At 38.1% G+C, this 22,548-nt stretch carries 20 protein-coding genes; 13 read left to right on the top strand and 7 right to left on the bottom strand.

All coding sequences use genetic code 11. The features are described 5' to 3' along the window. Positions 1-233: 233 nt before the first annotated feature. Positions 234-2,753, bottom strand: a complete 2,520-nt coding sequence (locus tag K5G00_RS13470; protein ID WP_238766677.1) for an alpha-galactosidase — start codon at positions 2,751-2,753, stop codon at positions 234-236. Positions 2,754-2,923: 170 nt separating this feature from the next. Between K5G00_RS13470 and K5G00_RS13465 the strand changes: the two genes are divergently transcribed. Continuing rightward, positions 2,924-4,390 (top strand): TolB family protein, encoded by a 1,467-nt coding sequence (locus tag K5G00_RS13465; protein WP_238766676.1) that lies wholly within the window; start codon positions 2,924-2,926, stop codon positions 4,388-4,390. Positions 4,391-4,405: 15 nt separating this feature from the next. After that, the gene (locus tag K5G00_RS13460; protein ID WP_238766675.1) at positions 4,406-6,181 is read left to right on the top strand and encodes a DUF6057 family protein; all 1,776 of its coding nucleotides are present in this window, start codon (positions 4,406-4,408) and stop codon (positions 6,179-6,181) included. Positions 6,182-6,239: 58 nt separating this feature from the next. Here the strand turns inward: K5G00_RS13460 and K5G00_RS13455 are convergent, their stop codons facing one another. After that, positions 6,240-6,662 (bottom strand): hypothetical protein, encoded by a 423-nt coding sequence (locus K5G00_RS13455; protein ID WP_238766674.1) that lies wholly within the window; start codon positions 6,660-6,662, stop codon positions 6,240-6,242. Positions 6,663-6,767: 105 nt separating this feature from the next. Between K5G00_RS13455 and K5G00_RS13450 the strand changes: the two genes are divergently transcribed. Next, on the top strand, positions 6,768-7,382 hold the full coding sequence (locus K5G00_RS13450) for an HAD family hydrolase (RefSeq protein WP_238766673.1): 615 nt from the start codon (positions 6,768-6,770) through the stop codon (positions 7,380-7,382). 38 nt (positions 7,383-7,420) lie between these two features. Next, positions 7,421-8,455, top strand: coding sequence for an endonuclease/exonuclease/phosphatase family protein (locus K5G00_RS13445; RefSeq protein ID WP_238766672.1), 1,035 nt, complete (start codon positions 7,421-7,423; stop codon positions 8,453-8,455). A 64-nt stretch (positions 8,456-8,519) separates the two neighbouring features. Here the strand turns inward: K5G00_RS13445 and K5G00_RS13440 are convergent, their stop codons facing one another. Both K5G00_RS13440 and K5G00_RS13435 read right to left on the bottom strand, forming a co-directional pair. After that, complete coding sequence (locus K5G00_RS13440; RefSeq protein ID WP_238766670.1) at positions 8,520-10,193, bottom strand: hypothetical protein; 1,674 nt, start codon at positions 10,191-10,193, stop codon at positions 8,520-8,522. 29 nt (positions 10,194-10,222) lie between these two features. Next, positions 10,223-10,927, bottom strand: coding sequence for a hypothetical protein (locus tag K5G00_RS13435; RefSeq protein ID WP_238766669.1), 705 nt, complete (start codon positions 10,925-10,927; stop codon positions 10,223-10,225). 291 nt (positions 10,928-11,218) lie between these two features. Here K5G00_RS13435 and K5G00_RS13430 point away from each other — a divergent pair, with 291 nt between their 5' ends. The 7 genes from K5G00_RS13430 to smpB all read left to right on the top strand — a co-directional run bounded on the left by K5G00_RS13430 (position 11,219) and on the right by smpB (position 18,164). Continuing rightward, entirely contained in the window at positions 11,219-12,322 is a 1,104-nt protein-coding gene (locus K5G00_RS13430; protein WP_238766668.1) for a lipid II:glycine glycyltransferase FemX, read from the top strand. Positions 12,323-12,476: 154 nt separating this feature from the next. After that, positions 12,477-13,205: a hypothetical protein gene (locus K5G00_RS13425; RefSeq protein ID WP_238766667.1), complete on the top strand. Its 729-nt coding sequence runs from the start codon at positions 12,477-12,479 to the stop codon at positions 13,203-13,205. 30 nt (positions 13,206-13,235) lie between these two features. Beyond that, positions 13,236-13,985 carry an outer membrane beta-barrel protein gene (locus K5G00_RS13420; RefSeq protein ID WP_238766666.1) on the top strand — a complete coding sequence of 250 codons (750 nt, stop codon included), beginning with the start codon at positions 13,236-13,238 and terminating at the stop codon, positions 13,983-13,985. Positions 13,986-14,154: 169 nt separating this feature from the next. After that, positions 14,155-14,964, top strand: coding sequence for a class I SAM-dependent methyltransferase (locus K5G00_RS13415; protein ID WP_238766665.1), 810 nt, complete (start codon positions 14,155-14,157; stop codon positions 14,962-14,964). 83 nt (positions 14,965-15,047) lie between these two features. Then, positions 15,048-17,072, top strand: a complete 2,025-nt coding sequence (gene uvrB / locus K5G00_RS13410) for an excinuclease ABC subunit UvrB (RefSeq protein ID WP_238766664.1) — start codon at positions 15,048-15,050, stop codon at positions 17,070-17,072. Between the two features lie 60 nt (positions 17,073-17,132). Further along, the gene (locus tag K5G00_RS13405; RefSeq protein WP_238766663.1) at positions 17,133-17,705 is read left to right on the top strand and encodes a Yip1 family protein; all 573 of its coding nucleotides are present in this window, start codon (positions 17,133-17,135) and stop codon (positions 17,703-17,705) included. Next, positions 17,706-18,164, top strand: coding sequence for an SsrA-binding protein SmpB (gene smpB, locus K5G00_RS13400; RefSeq protein ID WP_238766662.1), 459 nt, complete (start codon positions 17,706-17,708; stop codon positions 18,162-18,164). A 2-nt stretch (positions 18,165-18,166) separates the two neighbouring features. Here the strand turns inward: smpB and K5G00_RS13395 are convergent, their stop codons facing one another. The 3 genes from K5G00_RS13395 to udk form a co-directional block, all read right to left on the bottom strand. Beyond that, positions 18,167-19,603, bottom strand: coding sequence for a DUF389 domain-containing protein (locus K5G00_RS13395; RefSeq protein ID WP_238766661.1), 1,437 nt, complete (start codon positions 19,601-19,603; stop codon positions 18,167-18,169). Between the two features lie 129 nt (positions 19,604-19,732). After that, positions 19,733-20,455: a 3'-5' exonuclease gene (locus K5G00_RS13390; RefSeq protein WP_238766660.1), complete on the bottom strand. Its 723-nt coding sequence runs from the start codon at positions 20,453-20,455 to the stop codon at positions 19,733-19,735. Continuing rightward, on the bottom strand, positions 20,456-21,070 hold the full coding sequence (udk, locus tag K5G00_RS13385) for a uridine kinase (RefSeq protein WP_238766659.1): 615 nt from the start codon (positions 21,068-21,070) through the stop codon (positions 20,456-20,458). 118 nt (positions 21,071-21,188) lie between these two features. Between udk and K5G00_RS13380 the strand changes: the two genes are divergently transcribed. Both K5G00_RS13380 and K5G00_RS13375 read left to right on the top strand, forming a co-directional pair. Further along, positions 21,189-21,488, top strand: coding sequence for a Dabb family protein (locus K5G00_RS13380; RefSeq protein WP_238766658.1), 300 nt, complete (start codon positions 21,189-21,191; stop codon positions 21,486-21,488). A 39-nt stretch (positions 21,489-21,527) separates the two neighbouring features. Beyond that, a complete protein-coding gene (locus tag K5G00_RS13375) occupies positions 21,528-22,511 on the top strand; it encodes a type I phosphomannose isomerase catalytic subunit (RefSeq protein WP_238766657.1) in 984 nt (327 codons plus the stop codon). Positions 22,512-22,548: the final 37 nt, after the last annotated feature.

Here is a 22,548-nt window from a genome sequence, read left to right as displayed (position 1 = left end):
GCTTAAATTTATATCTTTTGCTCTATATAATACGCTAACCTTTCTCAGTGAAACCAAGAATGACCACTAGAATGACTAGAATATATGTAGAGAATAATTTCATTTCAAAACGTTGTTGAGGCAAATGTAAAAAAACTATTCAAAAACCAAAACGATTTATAAGTAATATTCGATATTTCCTGCGAAAATTAAATTTTAAGTTCATTTTTAATTAGAAATATTGGTAAAAATCATCATTTTGTTTCCAATATAACTTCTGAATTCTTTTGGGTACTTCTAACTTTTACAAGATAGTTTTGGTCTGATTCTTCTATTTCGTATTCAAAATCACCCGAACTTTTTACAAGCGGTTCCCCATAGTTTTTTGCCCATTGGATTTGTTGTTCTCCCGGTACCGTCGTTTTTATTGATAATTTGTTTTTGAGAAATGTTATATCGTTAACAGGGACAGTTGAAGAAATAACGGAAATCCCCGCATTTGTGTTGTCATTTGGCAAAATATAAGCCGCAAGTGAAGATTCCTTTTCTTTAAAAGAGAGTGGTATTTTTACATTATTCCCTCCACTGGTATAGGAGCAATTTAAAACACCCAATAGTTGTTTTGTGTCTAATTCAACAGTATGTTCCTCTCTGGAAGGATTTTCAGAAAAGGCGATTACCTGCCCGGCTGCTTTTTCCGGGTTTACGATCGTATATATTTCAGGCGAATCACCAACTTTACCCAAAACCAGAGGTTTGGTATCAAGAATATAGGGCAAAATTCTTTTTGAATTGATAAGCTGTGTATTGACCCATTGTCTGTCTTTAGTTGACATAAGTTGCAGGTTTCCCCAAAATCCATGCCCCGCCAGAACGGAGTTGTGTACATTATAATTCATTGCACTTTCTTCGTTTTGCGGATAGTTGGCATAAGTAAAAAGTTCAAGCGGAATAGTACCGTTAAATTCGTTGGCAATCGTTCGCATCGATTTTGCGCGGTAAGTGCTGTAGTCGTTATACCAGCTGGCTCCGTTATTCATCCAGAACAGTTTACCCTGGCTTAATGGTGCCAGTCCGACCATTACCCGGCGTGCTTCTGTAAGATCAACTTCTATAACCAGTTCGGGTTCATAATTGGTGAGGATTTCCATCGCACGCACAACATATATGGGGAGTAAATATTCATAACGTGCCCGCAATTCTTCTTTTGAGTAGCTATCGGAACCATGTTCCAGATTTGGCAGGCTGCTGTAAAATGTATTTATCGCATCCCATTTCATAAACCGGCATCCCACGTCGATCATTTTTTTACAATCGTTGATAAAAACGTCAAAGAAGCCACTTACAAAATCAAATGCAGGATGCCCCCACTGGGCCTGAATCGGGTTTCCTTCAGAATCCTTGATTACCCACCCGGGATGTTCTTTATAACGCTGTGTAGTAGAGTCAATACCCATCGGCGAATACCAAAGCCCCATTTTTATTCCGTACTTATCCAGCTGTTTTTTTATTGGCGCCAATCCTTCAGGAAATCTTTCCTTGTTTGGAAACCATTCGCCCATGGCATTTTCCCAGCCATCATCAAGAACAAAAATATCAACCCCAAGCTCTGCTGCATATTCAATTTCTTCAAATATCCGTTCGTAAGTTAAAATGCCCCGGAGTGGTTTGTTTCGGTCTTGCCGTTGTAAACCCCAGGTATTGTAATAGTACTCGGGAATTCGAGAAGCCGGTTTTTCGCATATTTGGTTAAAAAGATAATTGCGCAACATTGCTTTACCCGTCTCCAAATCTTTACCTGTATAGAAGCCAGCCGCTGTCCAAACCGTGGAATAGGGACGTTTGTTCTCTATCTTTTCTCCGTCAAGATACCCTCCCCGCAAAATATCTACGGAAACGGAAAATGTTTCCTTCTTTGTTTCTGCACCAATCCCTATAAATTTGAAATCATCTTCGGAAATAGGAAAGTTAAAGATTCCTTTTGTTCCCTGCATGGCATCGTTTATCATATTTCCTGAACCTTTTTTCTGTTCGTCAAACAAACCGTTCAGGTCGTCCTGCGATGCGTGTTCATAGGCGGTAAACCAGCTGATGTCACCGTTGGAAACTATGCTAACCGGGCCCTTTACGGGAGAAAGATTTTGTATGGCTGGGTGCTGAATGATATCGGGGTAGTACATGTGGTTGCCTTTTTTTTCATCTCCAAATGTAACCGGTTCTTTTTCCCATGAAGCCATTCTTATTTCGGTTGCATCAACATGCTTTGTGTTTGTGTTTAAAATGGAATAGACCGGAAATTTAAAATAAAGCTTTCCGTCTTTCTTATTCAATTCAAACGTTTTGTTCGGGGGTTGAAGTACCATTTTTTCTCTCATTAATGTTGAATTGGGAAAAATTTGCTGAAAAAGGATAATTTGTAGCCCTTTTACAGGATTCTTCTTTCCTTCAAAAACAAGGCGGTATTCTGTTCCTTTGTTTTGCATCTTCCGGCTTGACTGTTCTTTAAATACCCAAAGCGGGTCGTTGGCCGTAATAATTTGTTTATCAATTACAAATTCAAAATAAGGTTCCGGTTGTTTCGATGTCAGAATCTTATTTCCCGGTTTTGATCGGAATAAAACTTCGATTTTATCCGGCTTTTCAGCGTTGGAAAAAATTGTTTTTGAGAAAACGTTATTTTCGATAACTATTTTATCCGTTTCCGAGGCATTTATATTTCCGCTAAAAAGGCAGACCGAAATAAACAGAAAGAAAATGAGTATTCTAAAATTCATACGGGTTTAATTGATTTACAGCAACAAATCTAATCATTCAAAGCAAAAAGTAAAACCTTATGCTAAATGAATTCGATCTTTATTTATTCCAATAGAGAAAACCTATAAAGAGTTTATCTCTGTTGTCGATTGTAGTGTATTTTAATTATTTTTGCTGAAATTCTACGCTTATGGAAATGAGAAGATTGGCATTTTGGGTGGTATTGCTTGTTGTCTTTAGTGCCTGCAAAAATAAGCCGGATGGGACAAGTGCAAAAGTAAACAAAACCCCTAAAATTAGTCCTGATTATTCCCAGCTCACTTTACCCTTGAATATTGCACCTTTAAATTTTAAGATTGAAGAAGAAGGAGATGCTTATTTTGTTGAAATAGGAAACAATCCGGAGACATCGATTAGAATCTTTTCATCTGACGGAATAATAAAAATTCCCGAAAGGAAATGGACAGAATTGCTGGCGAAAAATGTAAATGGTGAAATTGAGTATGCGGTTTTTGTAAAAAAAGAGGGAAGTTGGAATCAGTTTCAGTCGTTTACAAATCAGGTCTCTGAGTCAAAAGTTGATCCTTATTTGTATTATCGTTTGTTATACCCGGGGTACGAAAGCTGGACCGAAATTAGTATTAAACAACGTAGTTTGGAAAGTTTTAAAGAGCGAACGGTGGTAGAAAACAATGCCGTAAGCCAGAATTGTGTAAACTGTCATGCTTTTAACCAACAAAATCCTGACAATTTTATGTTTCATATGCGTGGTTCGATGGGCGGAACTTATTTTGTGACCGATGGAGATTTGGAAAAGTTTAACTTAAAAACCAGCGAGATGGAAAATGGGGCGGTTTATCCCCGGTGGCATCCCTCCGGAAGATATGTGGCTTTTTCTTCCAATAAAGTGGTACAGCAGTTTCATTCCATGGCAAGTAAAAAAATTGAAGTTTCGGATTTAAATTCAACTTTAATTTTATTTGACCGGGACAAAAACGAGATATTGGACATACCCGTGAATAAAGAGAGAAAATTTATGGATACCTATCCTGAATGGTCTCCCGACGGAGAGTTTCTTTATTTTTGCCGGGCAGCACAGATTGGGCCGGGCTACGATTACAGGGATACAAGATACGATTTGTATCGCGTACATTTTGACGCTGAAAATTGCGAATTTGCTGAGCCGGAACTGGTGTTTGACGCTTCCGGCAAATCCAAAAGTGTATCGTTTCCAAGAGTTTCACCCGACGGGAAGTCGCTGGTATTTACCTATCACGATTACGGCTGCTTCCCAATTTGGCACAAAGAAGCTGATTTGTATCGTGTTAATCTTGAAAATCTGCAAACAAACAAACTGGATTTAAACAGCAATTTTACCGACAGTTATCACTCCTGGTCCTCCAATGGAAGATGGATGATTTTTAGCAGTAAACGCGGAGATGGCCTCTCGGCACGACCATATATTTCGTATATCGATGATACAGGGAAAGCACATAAACCGTTTGTTTTACCTCAGGAAGATCCGACATTTTACAGTCATTTTTTAAAAACATTTAATATTCCTGAATTTGCCAAAATGGAAGTTTCATTTACTCCCGGTGAATTAAGAAAAGCAGCAGCAAAAAAGGCAGTACAGCCGGAATGGGCGTCAAACTAAAGAACGGAAATTAAAATGAACAACAAAAACCAAAAGTCCAAACTATTTTTTATCTATTTTCCTTATCTCCTGTTTTTTATTTCAGGAGTTTTTTATTTGTCGTGGTTTACGAGTTATATTTTTTTCTATCAGGAGAAAGCCGTTTTATTTCAAACCACCTATCCCTTTTTTATTGAGAAGGTAAGTCAACCCGGAGGCTTTCTGGAGTACCTCGGAGAATTCCAGACTGCCTTTTATTATTATCCTTTGCTGGGAGCAGTAGTGGTAACATCTGAACTGGTAGCTGTTGTTTTTGTTATTGCCGCTATCGGACGAAGAATATCCGGAAACCGTACTTTTGTATTGCCGTTTCTGGTAGGAGGAGTTTTGTTTTTTTTGCAAACGCACTATCAATACCGAAGTTTGAATACTATTGGAGTACTCGTTCAATTGTTTTTCTTTTATTCAACGGTTAAGGCTTTTAAGAAAAAAACCGAATGGGTTCCGGTGTTTTTATTTCCTCTTAATTATTTCCTTTTTGGCAGCTTTTCCTATCTGTTTTTGGTTTTGTATATTCTATGGCAGATTCAAAAGGGAGGAAAATACGGGTACTACAAAATTACAGGGATGCTCACAGCGGGAATTTTGTTTTTCTACATAGGGGAAGAGTTTTTATTTTTCCAAACCGTTGGGCATTTGGTTGTGTTTCCCTATGAAACTGCTAAAACCGGCAAGCAGGTGCAGGTGTTTTTGCCTTTAATTTTTCTGATTTCAGTTCTTCCTTTGTTATTTAAGATCAAACTCAAAATAATTGAAAAAATAAGGAGCAAAAAGTTTCCTTTTTTACAACTAGTGCCACTTGTTTTGATTTTGGCGCTTACCATACTTAGCGTGGGCAGAATTGATAAAAAGAACAGCCATTATTTTTATGTGGAAAAGCTTTTTTATCAGCAAAAATATGATGAGATCATTGCCTTTAATTCAGAATTTCCGTCAAATAATATCCTGACAAACTACCTGAATAATATAGCATTGGCTGAGACAGGGCGGTTGGATGATATGTTTTTTAGTTTTCCCCAAAGTGTAGACGGTGCTACATTATTTTTAAAGTGGGATTTGGTGACAGAAGTTTTGAAACGGGGTGGTTACTATTACTATACGCTTGGTATGATCAACGAGGCACAACGCTGGGCCTATGAATTTATGGTAATGCATGGTTTAACTCCGGAAGGTTTGAAGATGTTGATAAAAACAGAGTTGATAAACGGGAATTACAAAGTAGCGCAGAAATATACATCAATCCTGGGAAACACCATTTTTTACCGAAACCAGGCTAAAGAATTCGAGATACTTCTCTTCAACGACGAAGCGGTAAATAAACACGTGGAATTAGGAAAGAAGAGGGCCTCAAAAGTGCAACAGGACTTTTTTGTTCTTTCAGATGACCCGGCTGCCAATCTTGATTTTATTATTGAAGCAGACTCAACCAATTATACTGCGCTGGAATACAAGCTGGCCTGGTTGATGCTACAGAAGGACATGGCGCAGGTTGTTAAACAATTGCCCATTCTTGAAAGATGTGGCATCCGGAAAATCCCTAAGAATGTAGAAGAGGCCGTAGTTGCTTATCAGCAGCTGAAAGTGGGGGAGATGCCGGAGCTGGAGAGACTGACAGTAACCCGGGAGACGGTTCAGCGTTTCAGACAGTATTATCAGGTTTTTCAACAAAACAGTTCAAACAGAGAACAGGCCAAACGGGCACTTTCACAGAATTTTTCAGATACATTCTGGTTTTATGTGTTTTTTAGCTAAGATTTCTTTTGGTAAAAGAGCTTTTTTTCGCAGGAAGCCAGATAATAATCGCGGCGTATCAGATGTATTTTAAAGCATCAACAATTACAAAAAAACCAAACAACGAAATTACCACTGCAAGAATAATAAAGAGCCGGCTTTGTTTTTTATTTTTTATTTCAAAATACAATGCAGGTATCGCTGTTATTCCTGAAATAACAAAACTCCAGTAGGCCGGTAAAATCATCCCTTCAAATGGAATTTCTTCCACCAGTTCGCCATCCAGCTCCTCATTGATTACCTCGTCGGGTGTTAAAAAGTTGTGGGAGTCGAAATAACCTTTCATAATGGCATACAAAGAAAAAAGGGCCAGCGCAATTAAAATAATCAACCCGATAATACGGAATGGTTTCTTTTTTTCAACCCATCCGTAAACCATTACAAGTACCGAAGAAAAAATAAACCATTGAGGTAGTGTATATAAAAAAACGTTTTCGTGCATTAAATATTAATTTACCGAGAACAAAATTGTCAAAATTTAATTAATAAATAAAGGAAAACAGACACTGAATAAATAATATTAATTTTGAGCTCTTTCTTGAAAATTATGGATAACAAAATACTGGATATTTTTCCCGGAACAAAAGCGATCATTTTTGATTTGGATGGTACACTGGCTGATACAATGCCGGTTCATTTTTTAGCGTATAAACAAGTTTTAAAAGAATATAAAATAAATTTTACACCTGAATTGTTTGCTACACTGGCCGGTATTCCTGCTGTTGAAACCATCGAAAAAATAAACGAGATGTTTGGCACCAATATGGATGCCAAAACGGTGGGATATACCAAGGAAAATGAATATGAGAAGCTGATGCATAAGATGAAGCCTGTGGAGCCCGTAGTAAAGCTGATGAAGAAATATCACGGGAAATTGCCCATGTCGGTCGGAACGGGGGGATACCACCGGCTTGCCTGGAAAACCATGGAGATTCTTGAGCTGGATAAATATATCGATATTCTTGTTTCAAGTGAAGATGTTACCCAACCAAAACCCCATCCGGAGACATTTCTTAAATGTGCTGAAAAGATGGGTGTTGCTCCGGAGGCCTGTCATGTTTTTGAAGACGGCGAACCGGGAATGCAGGCTGCCGGCGCTGCCGGAATGAGAGCTACCCTGGTGACTGATTTTTATCAAGTTACGATTGGCCAGGAATTATAATTTTGTAATTGATTTCTGAACTTATATTTTTTGATCCCATGAAACATAAGTTGTATTTATCTTTTTCTGTTATCATTTTTATCGGATTCGTACTTTTTTCATCGTGCTCAAAAGAAAAAAGTGAAAACAGAAAGAACCTTACCATTGCGTTTTACAATGTTGAAAATTTGTTTGATACTGTTGATGAACCCGGAAAAATGGATGAAGAGTTTACTCCCGGAAGTGATAAGCAGTGGACGGATGAACGCTACCGGAAAAAGCTGCAAGATATTTCTGCCGTATTAAGTTCAATAGATAAAAAAGAACTGCCGGAGATCATTGGCTTGTGTGAAGTGGAAAATAAAAAGGTAGTATCAGATTTGGTTCATACCGACAAATTGGCTGCCGGGAAATACGGGATAGTTCATTACGAAAGCCCTGATGTGCGCGGTATTGATTGTGCATTGGTTTATCGCCCCGATGAGTTTAAAGTGCTTGATTGCCTCCCGGTTCACATCACTTTTAAAAATGAACCGGATTATAAAACCCGTGATATTTTGTATGTAAAAGGAAGAACAAAAAACAGGGAAGTGTTTCATCTTTTTGTCAATCACTGGCCTTCACGGATTGGCGGTGAAGAACAAACGGAACCCAAACGGGTGGCAGTGGCTGCTGTTCTTCGCGCTAAAATTGATTCCGTTTTGCACGTCAATCCTAAAGCAAAAATTATTGTAATGGGGGATATGAATGATGAGCCTGTCAATAAGAGTTTGTCCGAGACACTGAGTGCAGGAATTCCCGGGAAAAGCAACAAGGAATTGGTAAACCTGATGTATCCGGATGATTTGCAAAATTTAGGATCTTATAATTTTCGGGGAAACTGGAATATGTTGGATAACCTGATCGTTTCGACTAATCTGCTTGATGAAGAGGGTTTTCAATGCAAGGATAAAAAAGGTTTTGTTTTTCACGAGGAGTGGATGGAATATAAAAACAACCGAGGAGAGGTATCGCCCAACCGCACCTATGGAGGACCCAATTATTACGGTGGTATCAGCGACCATTTCCCGGTCTATTTTAAACTTCAGCGATAATTACAAAAATAAAGGAGCATATAAAAATTATACACTCCTCTGCTTTTTATTAAAATAAGTTTTTTTACCATCCCATATCGTCACAGATACTTTGGCTGAATTCCTTTCTTACATTGACTTTGATTCTGGCTTTGTTTTCAATGTATTCCGAGGTGATTTCTGTGTCCGCATAATCAGGACCTGCATAACTTCCGTCAGATTCGTTAAAAATTGTTGAGAAGGTTGCATATTCCCATTCACTGTCCCAGAGCAGCCGCATTTCATATTCCTGATCGGGTTTTGCAAGAATATCAACTTTCCCGCCAATCATATCTATTCCCTGCCATGGTTCACTGCTTCCTTTTATTTTTATTTCTCCGCTGTAGGTTGGTGCAACTCCCACAGTCATATTGTCCGGGCAAAGTGCTCTCAAAACGATCTGGTATTGTTCGTATCCACTGGCCGGAGTTACACTCACGTTATAATCTCCCGTGCAAAAATTATCAATTTCTAAATCAGAAATTTTGTTAAATGAAGGATTATTGTTCCTGAATACCAGTTTTACGGGAGCTGATTTTGCGTTTTCAACAGTAAAAGTTTCAGGGAAATTTCCTTTGAAGTTTATCGCCTTAATTTTTGCTCCATCAGCGTTAAAGACGTCGGCATCAATTGAAAAACTTGAAACAACAGAAGAGCTGAATGTTATGTTACTTCCGGTCCCGCAAAGGCCTTCACTTGAAGCTCGTGCAAGTGTGTAATTGAAGTTCAGAGTTTCATATAAAACAGTATCTTTAAGATCATCAGAAGGTTCATAAAAATACCATGCGCCATCGTTTGTGTCAAAATCAGTAAAACCAAAAAGATCATACTCGGCATCTCCGGCGTAGCTTCCCAGTACTTTTATTTTTGCCCCGTTTAAGTTGGTTACTTTATATCCGTTTATTTTTAAACTGACCAGGCTTCCTGTTTCCAATTTATGAAAAGAAGTAAAAATAAAGGCTCCTTCGTTATATATTACATCTTCATCCTCGTTGTATGCGGAATATTTACTGACAGTAAAAATCACAGATAAAGTTCCTACATCGTTTACACTCTCAAAAGGAACAACGCTCCCGTTTTCATATTCCATATTTACAATGTAGGACTTGTCGGGTACTGAAAGCAAATATTTAATCTCATAATCTCCGGCTGTGCTTGCCGATTTAACTGAAGTTCCCGCTATTTTCGAAATTGCAGCTGATTTACTGGCACCTGTTATTTCGATTCCTCCCTCAATATCGGATTCTTCTTCATCCGATTTATTGAGCAGGTATAGTTCAAATGTTTTTTTCCCTGTTGTATTTATTTGAAAACCTTTGCTTAAACTGTTGTATCCATCGATGTCAACATTAATCGCAAACTCCAGAGGCGACGACGTTGAGAAATCAATATTTGGATCAACGGTTAATTCCATTTGCCCTTGAGTAGTGGAATGTGTCGTCTTTTTTTCGCCGGCAAAAGTAACAATGTCATCGCCGTTTTTTCCTGAAAATGAGATTTCTGCGGTGGAGGTAATTAGCGAGCTGTCTTTTGCATCATAAAGTTTAAAAGTCATTCGCGTAGTGAAAAAATTGAAGTCAACCAGAAGGAGGTTAACATCATCGCCGGTTTCTTTGTCTTTTAACGGATTGTCAAAATATTCACTACATCCGGCCAGTAGAACTGCAACCACAGCCAGTGAAACAATTTTGTTTACATATTTTTTGAAAGAATTTTTCATTGTTTTACAAATTTTTGAATGGTTTACATTTAGAAAATTTTGAAAGCAAGATTAAATTTTAGAACAGGATAAATCTTATAAGCATCAAATTGATTTTCCAAATATTCAGCCTGTCCGTGAGCCGGATCACTTGTGGGCAATAACAGCCCTGTAGTTTCAATTTTTAGCTTGGGTGCTCCCATATAATACATGCCTACTTCAAAACTGTAGACCAGTTTTTCGTTTTTGCCAATAAAATGTCGGATACCTGCTCCTGCATAAGGAGAATATTTTAGCCCGGATTCAACACCAAAATTAAATGTCCCAACTTCTTCTGCGGGGATTACTATATCACCGTATTCCAAATCACTTATCGCATATCCTTCCATGTTGGGTTTAAAAGAATTTACCAGGCCGCCAAGCGTAACATAAAGCCGCGATGTGTAATAGTAATCGGCAAGCAGAAAAATGCCCCCTGTTTTGTAATGCAGATCTGCATTGTAAGAAATATCGTTTTCGTCAAAATCGAAATTGCTGTTTAGTTTCATTGTTTCAAAACCGGTCCTAAAAGTAAACCGTTTATTTACAACATAACCAACATTAACGCCAAGACCATTTGTTGAAGCGTGTCCTCCGGTATATAAACCAACATTCTGCGGATGAATCGTTCTATCCGGTATCAGTTCCTGTGCATTGGAATTAAAAATCACACACAGAAATAAAAACAGTAAACCAAGTGTTTTTACTTTTTTCATTATTTAAAAGGGTTTTAAATTTATTCTACGTCCACATTATCACCGAACAAATTTACAATTCCAAACTAAATCGAAAACGAAATTTTATAAAATAAACAAGTTTATAAACAAATTTCAGCTTTATAAACCTTTCATATCAGAAAATATGGAATTATTGTCTAAGTAAAATGCAAAAAGAAGCAAACTTGAGTCTGATCATTTTACGTAACTTCTTTGTTAAGACTTGTTTTTATATGGTCGGTTGATTTTACAACTACTTGTTCTTTAGATAGCTTTGCAAAAAAAAAACAAATGATTTGCAGCGTAGAGAGGAAAGAGATTGAAGCAATCAAACCAACCAATGTTTTGCCGCAAACCCCTTTTTGGGGGCGGGTAAAAGGAAGCCAGGGATTTACACCCGGCGGATTTGAACTTACAGTTTCAAACAAGTTGCCTGATTCTTCCCTTAAAGCATCAACAAACAGCCAGGAAGATTTACTGATACTCGTAAAGTATATCAATAGTACCCAGTGTTATGCATATGTTCCTTATGGTCCAAAGATGGAGCCTGATTTTGAAGACCACGGTGTTTTTTTAGAAGAGCTGTCGGAGACATTGCGAAGTTATTTGCCGGCTAATTGTATTTTTATTCGTTACGATTTGTTGTGGCAAAACCAGTGGGCACAGGAAGAGGAATATTTTGACAGGAAGGGGAATTGGATTGGTCCACCTGAAAGCAATATTCAGGAATTTAGGGTAAATTTCAAAACTGCTAAGTGGAATCTACGAAAAAGTCCGGTTGACATTTTGCCTAAAAATACCTTTTTTCTGGATTTAAACATAGAAGAAGATGATTTGCTCTACAACATGCGATACAACACCAGGTATAATGTCCGGCGCGCAGAAAAAAAAGGCATAAAGGTAACGGAACATGGCATGGAGCATATGGATGAATGGTACCGGTTGTATGTCGAAACAGCTAGCCGTCACAAGATGCCGCTTCAGGATGAAGAATATTTTTCCACCATTTTAAAAAATCAGGATAATAAAAAAAACGGTGTTCATGTTAAAATGCTGATGGCAGAGTACGAAGGCCGGTTTTTAGCTTCCATGTTTCTTGTATTGTCCAACAAAAGAGGAACCTATCTTTACGGAGCCTCTTCAACACACAACCCTCATTCGCTTGCAAGCTATGCCCTTCAGTGGGAAGCCATAAAAACAGCAAAAAAGTGGGGGTGTTCAGAGTACGATATGTTTGGTTCGGCTCCCAACATTAATCAAAGACATCCGTTACACGGTGTTCACGTTTATAAAAAAGGTTTTGGTGGTAACTTGTATCACCGAATGGGATGCTGGGATTATCCTTTTTTGCAAAATGATTACGAGATGATTAAAATGCAGGAGATGAACAATTAACAACATCGTTGCAGGCACATTCACTGCAATGTCCACACTACACGTTTTTTAGTCTTTTAAGAAAAGCAGAGCGGCTTTTGTGTCAGGATAATTTTTATTGAACGCAACCCAATCGCCCGCAAAAGTATCTGTAAGGCAGAAACTTTAGAGTGGTATGAAAATATTCCTGTATTTGGTCTTTTTTATCCTGGTGTTAAACAGCTGTAACGATAGTGATGGGTTGGTAGGATACCAGAAAATCGATTTGGATCCTTATATCATTGAATCATATCTGCATGATGCCAAGCAATTGTATATGGATGAAATATATCATAATGAAAATCATTTTAATTACAGCGACCCTTCTCTGGATAATGAAGAAATTGATAAAATTCTGAAAATAATTCAGGCAGTCTACGACTCCCGTTCTCCACAGCGAGATACGGTCTTTGATGTTTATCAGATTCACGGTTATTACTGTTACAGCTTTAGTTCTGTAGGTTTAATGGTAGAAACAGAACGACCTGAAATTCAAAGTTTGTCAGAAAATGTTTTCCCGACCGGAGACGAGGAATTGGATAATTTATTAACTGCTTACGGCTTTGATTCGGTAAGAACTGCATACAGTTATCCAAATTTTCCGTGGTTAACGGTATATACGCAACAAGAGTTTAATATGCTTCCTGTTGAAAAGGAGTTTATGGAAATAGAGTCAGTTGTACTTGCAGAGTTTAACAAGGGTTGTATCGGAGACGGGAACAACATTACCCTGAAACGAGACAGTGATTCAGCTGTTATTACTTTTAGTATTGGTATGGGCGACTGTCCGGCCGGATGTATATATCATAAATATTGGGAATTTAAAGTTACAAACGGAAAAGCCAGATTTATTAAAACATATTAAAACCAATAACAATTGCAATAATCCAAACCAATGAAACCAAAAAAACTGATCTTTTCCTTGCTGTTTATCTTTCCTTTTTTGCTAAATGCCCAGTCCCGGTTTTATTATGGAATTACTGCAGGCGGTGGTTTAACCGGGTGGCACGAGAAATATAATTCGAATTACAGTGAACAGGGAAGAACAGAAGGACACCAGTTTACATACGGATGTGGAGCAGGTGTTTTTGTGAAATATAATTTATGGAAGAGATTTTCCATACATTCAGAACTTTTATATCTAAACAGCGGCAGTAAATTTGTTGATAACTGGCAAGGCGGAGTTACTGAAGTTTCAGGAGAACCTTTTAAAAGAATTACGGAGATAAAGTATAGGCTTCATAATGTTCAAATACCGATCAGCTTGTCCTTCGATTTTTATAGAAGCGGTGTTGTGCCCTATTTAAAATTGGGTGTCGTTCCCAATTATGTTGTTGGCGGTGAAAAAGATTATTCCTTTTATCTTTCCACCACCGGAGAAAATACACATACCAATGAAAAACTCAATTTTAACGGGAAGAATAAGGATTTAAAATTTGAAATAAAGCCGTTGCTGGGAATTGGAGTAAGCCTGAAAGAACATATTTCTGCGGAGGTAACTTTGAGCATGGGTGAGTCTTTTACATATTATCTGAACCCAAAAGCAGTTTATAATTCACTACATCGTATTGACATGGCTGTTGAGACAGATAAATCATATGTGAATCGTTCCATTATGTTTATGATAAAATATAATCTAAATTGATAATAAAACTACCCGGATACACTGATAAATAGTATATTTCGAAATAGTGTTCACCCATAAAAAAGGCTGGTGAAACGGATGTATCTTTATTTGTATCTAAAGATTCTGGTTCAGGAGGGATTTCGTGTTCCCTGACTCATTTGTTCACAAAATTTGAAAACAGACTGATATGGAAAATTCAGAATATGTTCATGGTTATTCTCCGAGAGAAGCGTTGAGATTGAACGATCAGGCAAATACGCTCGATGAAATTATTCATAATGATTCGCTTTTTGCAAAAGACAGTTTTGTTTTGGAAGCAGGATGCGGAGTGGGGGCACAAACAAAAATTATTGCTGCAAAAAACCCCGGTTCGCATTTTATATCTGTTGATATATCTGAAGAATCCTTAAAAGAAGCCGGGAAAACCATCAAATCTTTGGGGATACAAAATGTTGAATTCAGACGAGCTGATATATTTGAACTACCATTTAAAGATGAAACTTTTGACAGTGTAATCATCTGTTTTGTGTTGGAACATCTTCATAATCCTCTGTTGGCACTCCGGGAGTTAAGTCGGGTGTTGAAAAAAGGCGGAATAATGATGGTTATTGAGGGAGACCACGGTTCAACATTTTTTTACCCCGACAGCAAATATGCTCACATGGCCGTCGATTGTCAGGTAGAGCTTCAAAAACAAAATGGCGGAAATTCAAATATAGGAAGGGAATTATATCCCTTGCTTGTTTCTGCGGGGTATTCAGATGTTGCGGTATCGCCACGTATGGTTTATGTTGACGCAAGTAAACCTCAGCTTGTTGAAGGATTTATAAGAAATACTTTTACTGCAATGATTGAAGGTGTGGGAGAACAGGCAGTCCGGACAGGTATAACGGAAAAGTCAGTCTTTGAACAGGGAATCAAAGATTTATATCGCACGGCAGAACCGGATGGCGTATTTAGTTACACTTTTTTTAAAGGATTTGCTGTAAAAGAATAGCTTTTTATGTGGTTAATTTTTTAAACCGTTAAACCTTCTGTTTTCTATTTCGTTTTTATCAACCAGTATTGTAGTTTTACCACATGCAATTTAAAGTAGTTTCAACTTATCAGCCTACCGGGGATCAGCCGGAAGCAATCCGTCAACTGGCAGATGGAATTGACGAGGGGGAGCGGTTTCAAACCTTGTTGGGGGTTACCGGCTCGGGAAAGACTTTTACAATGGCCAATGTCGTGGAAAAGGTGCAACGGCCAACATTAATATTGAGTCATAACAAAACGCTGGCGGCACAATTGTACGGGGAAATGAAACAGTTTTTTCCTAATAATGCCGTTGAGTATTTTGTTTCATATTACGATTATTACCAGCCGGAAGCCTATTTGCCCACAACCGATACGTATATCGAAAAAGACCTTTCCATCAATCAGGACATTGAAAAATTGAGGCTAAGTACTACTTCTTCTCTGTTGTCCGGCAGGCGGGATGTGATTGTAGTCTCATCGGTGTCGTGTTTGTACGGAATCGGAAATCCCGAAGATTTTCATGCCAATATCACCGAATTGAAAGTCGGACAGACTGTTTCGAGAAATGCCATGCTACACCAGCTCGTGGAAGCACTATATTCGCGAAGTGAGGTTGATTTTCAGCGCGGGACATTTCGGGTAAAAGGTGACACGGTTGATATTTTCCCCGCTTATGCCGACACTGCAATCCGGGTTGTTTTTTGGGGCGATGAAATTGAAGAAATTGCCGGTTTTGATCCCGAAAGCGGGCAGCTGTATGAAACACTTGATGAGATAAAAATTTACCCCGCCAATATTTTTGTTACCACAAAAGATCGTATGAAATCAGCCATCCACACGATCCAGGATGATCTGGTTGCACAGGTAGATTATTTTAAAGATATCGGAAAACCTCTGGAGGCGAAACGTATTTTGGAACGTGTGGAATACGATATGGAAATGATGCGCGAACTGGGGTATTGTCCGGGTATTGAGAATTATTCCCGTTATTTCGACGGGCGTGCGCCGGGCACCCGTCCTTTTTGCCTGCTTGATTATTTTCCTGATGATTTTCTTTGTATTATCGATGAGAGCCATGTTACGATTCCACAAATCAGAGCCATGTACGGCGGTGATAATTCACGAAAAGTTACGCTTGTGGAATATGGTTTCCGTTTACCGGCTGCCATTGACAATCGCCCTCTAAAGTTTGAAGAATTTGAAAATCTGACACACCAGGTGGTTTATGTAAGTGCCACACCGGCTGATTACGAGCTGGCAAAATGCGAAGGGGTGGTAGTGGAGCAAATTATACGGCCAACAGGATTGCTCGACCCAATCATTGATGTCAGGCCAAGCAACAATCAGATTGATGATTTAATGTATGAAATCAATCTCCGGATAGAACGGGATGAAAGAGTACTGGTAACCACGCTAACCAAACGCATGGCCGAAGAGTTATCAAAATACCTGGTAAATATGGGCGTAAAAACCCGTTACATTCATTCAGATGTGGATACGATGGAACGTGTTGAAATTATGGAGCAACTTCGCAAGGGGGAATTTAACGTTTTGGTGGGGATTAACCTTTTGCGTGAAGGTTTGGATTTGCCCGAAGTTTCGCTGGTGGCCATACTTGATGCGGACAAGGAAGGATTTCTTCGTTCCGAGCGCTCACTGACACAGACTGCCGGAAGGGCAGCGCGAAACCTCAACGGAATGGTAATTATGTATGCCGATAAAATTACCGACTCTATGCAAAAGACAATCGATTCTACCAATTACCGTCGCGGAAGGCAGTTGAAATACAATGAAGAAAACAACATCACACCAACACAAATTGTAAAACCAACGCGGGAAATTATTGGGTACGAATACCGAAGCGATAAACAACCGGAATATACGGGAGGTATGGGACAACCCGATATCGCCGCCGATCCGGTAGTGCAATATATGAGTATAGACGGGCTTGAGAAAGCCATCGAAAAAACAAAAAAACAAATGCAGGCTTCCGCGAAGGAGCTCGACTTTATTGAAGCTGCGCGTCTTCGCGATGAAATGTTTGCCCTTCAGAATATTTTAACAGAAAGGAAACATAAAAAGTAATCGGTGCAATTCTTTTTGTGTTCTGTTTTTAAATGTAATTTTGCCGGCAAACAGGGAGGAATGGAAGCAAATAACAAAAAAAAGATAGTTACAACCCTAAAAGAAAATATTCTGAATCCAAAGGATTTTTGGATGACACAGAAAGAATCAACAGAAACACATGCTCAACGAATTACCGGCTTTTTTCTTCCGCTTTTGGGGCTTGCTGCAGTAGCTGTTTTTTTAGGAGAATTTTTTAGAAGCTCGCATTTTTATATGGGGTATGCCGTGCTAAAGGCAATGCGTGAAATTGTTCTTTTTGTATTGCAGTATTTGTTGGCTGTATATTTTACAAACGAGTTGATAAAAACTTTTAAGGGAGAAAAGAATATCGAAGTAGTGAGAAAACTCGTGCTTTTTTCGATGACACCTTTTTTAGTGGTTTCAATATTAACGGGGTTGTTTCAGTTTTTATATGTTCTTGATATTCTGGGTATTTATAGTTTCTATATTTTTTGGTTGGGTGCAAATGAGTTGCTTGAACTCCCCAAAGAAAAAAAAGACAGCTATATTATCATTACCATTTTGGTGAACTTTTTTGTATTTAGTTTTTTAAGTATAATACTTTCCAAACTTTTAACCGCATATTTTTAAATGGCACACAAACAGGCAAATATTAATATAAAAAACCGAAAGGTTACTTTTGAATACGAACTGATTGAAAGGTTTACGGCGGGGATGCAATTGCTGGGCACCGAAATAAAATCCATCCGCAACGGAAAAGCAAATCTTTCTGATTCGTATTGTCAGTTTTACGGTTCCGAGTTATACGTGAAAAATTTGCATATTTCAGAATACGAAATGGGAACTCATAACAATCACGAAGCAAAACGCGACAGGAAATTGTTATTAAACCGAAAAGAACTCCAGAAACTGGAGAAAAAAGTTAAAGAGTCGGGACATACTATTGTTCCCGTTAAACTTTTTGTAAACGACCGTGGCCTGGCAAAGTTGGAAATCGCCCTCGCAAAAGGTAAAAAGGTGTATGACAAACGTGAAACCTTAAAGCAAAAAGATGCCAAGCGGGAGATAGACCGTATGATGAAAATGTAGTTTTAATAATTGATTACAGAAATTTTAGGGTTGTTAAAACGAATTCGCAGCCATTCATTTATCTTTTGGTTTTCATCAGCAGCTATTTGCGGACGAATTTCTGATTTGTAGTTTACAAGAAAAGTAGGAATAGTATCTATCCTCATAGTATCGTTTATCACTTTTAATTGCCTGATGTTTGCGAAAGCGAATTTTTCGATGTTATCAAAATGGAACTTTAATTCTGAATTTATCTGTTTAAAAGGAATCGTATCCTGTACACTGAGTCGCATAATTTCTGCTTCCAGCAATTGGATTTTTAACTCCTTGTCGTTTATAATTTGTTCGTTTTTGGTATAAATATCCTCCAGGATTTTAAGTCTGAGATCGTTATTCATGTCGGTCATTCTTTGTTCAAAGTCAGCCTCGTTATTTTTATTCTGATGTACCCGGACCCGGGTTTTTTTTGTAATAGCAAATGTTTTTTTTCCATTTAAACCGTAGGTTGTTAACATATCCTGTAAAAACATCTCTTTTTCCTCCGAAATTTCTTCCCCGATATAATAGAGGTCTATGGTAGAAAGCGTATCGGAATATGTAATTTTTTTGTTGATAAGCTCGCTTCCGGAAAAGCTTGCTTTATCGTTTACAAAATTTTCAGCTGCAATTGAAAAGCGGGTTTCCTGAATAACATTGTAGAAAATAATCCCACTGGGAATAATTGTTACAATTATAAATGCGGTAACAATTATCTGGTAACGTTTGGCTTTTAACGGATTTAGGTAGTTGACAAGCGGGAATTTCAGATATTTCACCACAAGAAATGTGGCGAGGCTGATAAAAACAGAATTGATAAAAAAGAGATAAAATGCACCCAGAAAATAATGCATTTTGAAAGTAGCCAGGCCATAACCGGCGGTACAAAGTGGCGGCATAAGTGCAGTTGCGATAGCCACACCCGGAATAACATTGGTTTTTTCCTTTCGCGAACCTGCTACAATGCCGGCAAATCCGCCCAAAAGTGCAACCATAACATCCAGGATTGTTGGCTTTGTACGGGCCAGCAGCTCCGATTGTTCAATATTTAAAGGTGTTACTAAAAAATACAGAGTAGATGTAATTAGCGCGATGGAAACAGCAATACCAAGGTTTTTAAGTGAACGGATAAGCGTTTCAAAATCGTTGGTTCCAATGGAGAGCCCAATCCCAAGAATAGGACCCATTAACGGAGAAATTAACATCGCGCCGATTATTACTGCGGTTGAGTTTACATTGAGTCCGATAGAAGCTATAAAAATCGAAAAAATCAGAATCCAGGCTGTGGGGCCACGGAAACTAATGTCTCGTTTTATTCCGGCAATCGTAGAATCAATATCTGTGCCATCGGTAATGCTTAAGATTGAACGTAAAAATCTTCGTGCCGCAATAACCAAATATTGTAATTCGTTCTTTTTTTTCATTTTTTTCAATAAAAAGCGGCGAAAGATAGAAAAAAAAGAAATACAAAAAACTCGTTTTTTCGACGACTGGTGATAAAATACCTGTTGTTGTTTCTGGGTTGATTAACAGTTGGTTGTAAATTACGTTTGCTAGACGCTAACCAGGTTTTCAAAAGGTATTATTTTGTCTCCTTTGTATTTTAGTAAAAGGTTGGCAACTGCAAGTGTGTCTTTTTCACAGTAACGAATAATACGGTCAATATCATTTTCTTCCCAGTAAATTTTAGCTACCTGGCTTCCATCAATATCATCCTTGGGAGTTGGAATGTTAAATAATTCACATAGAAGAGAGAGCGAAGTGTAGTGTTTGTAATCACCAAATTTCCATAGCTGGAGTGTATCAATTAACTGCTCTTTTATTTCCCATGGTTTTGCTCCGGCAATATCCAGAATTTTTGGCAGGGGAACATTATTTACCAATGCGCGCCGGGCAATATAAGGGAAATCAAATTCCTGTCCGTTATGCGCACAAAGTCTCCTTTTACCTGCCTGAGCAAATTTTTTCCAGGCATTAAAAAAGTTTTTTATTAGTTTCTTTTCATCATCATCGTAAAATGATTTTACCCTGAAAAATGGCTCACCTTTTTTTTGTGTTACATATCCTGCTGAGATACAGATAATCTTTCCAAATTCGGCATAAATTCCTGCACGATCGTATAAATCTTCAGCAGGCTCTCCATTGGTAATGTGGTATTGCATTTTGTGTTCCCACAACTCTTTCCATTTTTCTGTTAACTCTCCGTATTCCGGAGCCAGCGGCACTGTTTCAATGTCGAGAAACAGAATTTCTTCAATGTTCAAATTTTCAAGCATTTATAATGTTTTTAGTGTTTGGTTTATATGATTGGTTAAAATATTAATTGCAACCTGGTTCATCCCTCCCTGAGGAATAATAATGTCAGCAAATCTTTTAGTTGGTTCAATAAATTGTATATGGCTCGGGCGAACTGTTTTTTCGTAACGGGTCAGCACCTGTTTTACATTTCTTCCCCGTTCGAGAATATCACGCATTATCACTCTTGACAAACGGATATCAGAGTCGCAGTCAACAAATACTTTAATATCCATTAAATTACGGAGTGCTTTGCTGGTCAGACATAAAATTCCTTCAATTATCAGCACTTTTTGCGGTGTGACGAGGTTGGTTTCTTTTGAGCGGGTACAGGTAATAAATGAATAAATTGGTTCTTGTATACTCTCTCCGTGTTTTAGCTTTTTTACATGCTCAATCATTAAATCAAACTCAATTGAATCCGGGTGATCGAAATTTTTTTTTCGTCTTTCTTCCAGGCTTAAATCACTGTTGTCAAAATAATAGGAATCGTGGGATAAAACGGCAACTTCCTTTTTGGGAAACTGTTCGGTTATTTTTTTTACCACGGTTGTTTTTCCTGATCCTGTGCCGCCGGCAATGCCAATTACGAGCATTTTCTTTGAAAGTTTATTGTTATATTTAACTAATTAATGACGTCGGTTTTAAAACGTACCGCTAAGAAAACACTATTTTCGCAGCGATAAAAATACAAGATACAAAAAATAGACAGTAATGATTAATCACGTAGTTCTTTTTAAGCTGAATGACTATTCAAAACAGGAAAAGCAGGCTGTGATAGCAGAATTGAAAGCTGCTCTTGAAGGGTTAAAGGGAAAAATTGAAGAAGTAAAGTACCTTGAGGTTGGTGTTAATTACGAGCTTGAAGCCAAAAGTTACGATCTTGTTTTAATTTCTCATTTTGAGTCACTTGAGGATTTGGATGTTTATCGTGTTCATCCCGAGCATTTGAAGGTGGTGAAACGGATTGGTGAGACCACTTCGGCACGTGCTGCCGTGGATTATGAGTTTTAATGCTGTTTTTCTTGTATCAATTTTTAAAAAGTAAACAAAATGAGTGGTTTATATCCTTTAAAATTTAAACCCCTTTATCATGAAAAGATTTGGGGCGGAAACCGAATGAAGTCGTTGCTGAATAAAGATTACGGTTCTCTTTCCAATTGTGGTGAGAGTTGGGAGATTTCGGGCGTGGAAGGAAATATTTCAGAAGTGTCTAACGGATTTCTTGCCGGAAATAATTTACAGGAACTGGTTGAAATATATATGGGCGATCTGGTTGGGGATAAAGTTTTTAAAAAGTTTGGAGTTGAGTTCCCGCTGCTTATTAAATTTATCGATGCTGCTGATGATTTGTCGGTGCAGGTTCATCCGAATGATGAACTGTCGAAAAAACGGCACAATGCTTTTGGGAAAACTGAAATGTGGTATGTTGTTGGCGCTGAAAATGACGCACTGATAAACTCGGGATTTAGCCAGGAAGTGACAAAGGAAAAATACCTTGAATATTTTAGTTCCGGGAAATTAATGGACTTGCTCCATTACGACAAAGTTTTGGAAGGCGATGTTTTCTTTATTCCTGCAGGACGTGTCCATGCGATTGGAAAGGGTGCTCTTGTTGCAGAAATCCAGCAAACCTCGGACGTGACCTATCGTATTTTTGATTACAACCGAAAGGATGCCAACGGTAACGAAAGAGAATTACATGTTGATTTGGCGCTCGATGCCATTGATTTTTCGTATAAAGAAGATTACAAAACAAAGTATACGAAGGAGAAAAACTTGTCATCCGAGATTGTAAGCTGCGAGTATTTTACAACAAATTTCCTTGAATTTGATAAAATGCTTGAAAAAGAATATAACCGGCTTGATTCATTTATAATTTATATGAATCTTGACGGTGAGTTTGAAGTTGAATTTGAAGACGGAAGGGAACAGGTGAAAAAAGGCGAAACAGTTTTAATTCCTGCAAGTCTGGAAACCTATAAGTTGAAGCCGCTTTCAGCCGGTGTAAAAACACTTGAAGTTTACATAAAGTAGAAAATTCCATATTTTCCTTTTTTTCATTAAATTCAGA

The organism is Maribellus maritimus (assembly GCF_022267315.1).
GTDB classification, from domain to species: Bacteria; Bacteroidota; Bacteroidia; order Bacteroidales; family Prolixibacteraceae; genus Draconibacterium; species Draconibacterium maritimum.
This window is presented reverse-complemented; position numbering and strand designations above follow the sequence as displayed.